1 protein-coding gene and 1 pseudogene are annotated in these 1,444 nt (G+C 76.7%); both read left to right on the top strand.

The features are described from left to right. On the top strand, positions 1–449 hold a 449-nt coding region (locus KS423_RS45445; RefSeq protein WP_374120192.1), incomplete at its 5' end, for an ATP-binding cassette domain-containing protein. A 377-nt stretch (positions 450–826) separates the two neighbouring features. Next, positions 827–1,444: pseudogene (locus KS423_RS45440) on the top strand (ABC transporter ATP-binding protein); the annotation flags it as partial.

Here is a 1,444-nt window from a genome sequence, read left to right as displayed (position 1 = left end):
AACTGGTCGGCCGTACGGTCCGCGAGGCGCTGGCGGGCGCCGGCCCGGCCGAGGCGGCGGCGGCCCGCGCGGACGGCTTCCTGCGCCGGCTGCCACACGGCTGGGACACCCCGCTGGACGAACTCCGTCTCTCCGGAGGCGAGTTGCAGCGCCTCGGGCTCGCCCGGCTGCTGGCCCGGCCCACCCGGGTGGTCGTCCTGGACGACGCCACCTCGGGCCTGGACCTCGCCACCGAGTACCAGGTCACCGAAGCCCTCGACCACGCCACCCACGGCCGCACCCGCCTGGTGATCGCCCACCGCGCCACCATCGCCGCCCGCGCCGACCTGGTCGCCTGGCTGGACGCCGGCCTCCTCCGCGCCCTCGCCCCGCACGACACCCTGCTCGCCCACCCCGACTACCGCGCCACCCTCGCGGACACGGCCCTCCAGGCGACGGCCGCCGGGTGACGGCCCCCACAGAAAGCCGACCGGCCCGACTTCTCGCGCCGCGGCCGAGAGACGAGCCCCACGCACAGCGAGCCCGCACAGGAAGTCGACGGGCCCGACTTCTCGCGCAACGCCCGAGCCCGCCCACAGCCGAGAGACAGGCCACCGTGCAGTCCACGCCACCACGCAACCCCCTCACCCCACCCGGCCGCGCGAAAAGTCGACGGCATCGACCTCTCACGCCACCAGCCCCACACCGGCACCACCGCGCACGCGGTCCGGCGCCGGGGCCGCGCCTACACGCCCGCGCGGGAAGTCGGCCCGGCCGACTTCTCGCGTTCGGCGTTTCGCCCGGGTGGGAGTTGCTGTTGCGGCAGTTGGCGGTCACGCGGCGGCCGTTGGTGCGGATGCTCCTGTGGTCCGGGGTGGAGGCGCTACCGCCGTTGGTGTCCGGGCTGTTCGTCTCGGCCGCTGTCGACCAGGGCTTCCTGATCGGGCGGCCCGGGGTCGGGGTGGCCTGGTTGGGCGGGTTCGGCGCGGCCATGGCCGTCCGGGCGTACGCGACGCGGGCCGGGTTCCCGTACCTGGCGGGGGTGGTGGAGCCCCTGCGGGACGCCCTGGTCGAGCGGGTGGTCCGCAGTGCGCTCGCCCGGCCGTCGGCCGATCCGGCCGAGGTCGCCAGGCTCACCGAGCAGGTGGAGTCCGCACGGCAGTTGACCGCCACCCTGCTCCGCACGCTGCGCGGGGTGGGGGTCACGCTGGTCGCCGCCCTGATCGGGCTGGCGCTGCTCGCACCTGCCGTACTGCCGCTGGTCGTGCTGCCGCTGCTGGCCGCCGGGCTGCTGTTCGCGCGGCTGCTGCGCCCGATGGTGACCCGCAGGCGGGCGGTGGTCCTGGCCGAGGAGCGGCTGGCCGCCGAGGCCGGGCGGGCGCTGCACGGGTTGCGCGACGTCCAGGCCGGCGGCACCGGGGAGGAGGTCGCCCGCGCGCTGACCGAGGCCGCCCAGGCGAGCGCC

Origin of the sequence: Streptomyces sp. LS1784, assembly GCF_020103755.1 — a bacterium.
GTDB lineage: Bacteria > Actinomycetota > Actinomycetes > Streptomycetales > Streptomycetaceae > Kitasatospora.
The sequence above is the reverse complement of the archived record's forward strand: the minus strand, read 5'-3'. Positions and strand labels throughout refer to the sequence as shown.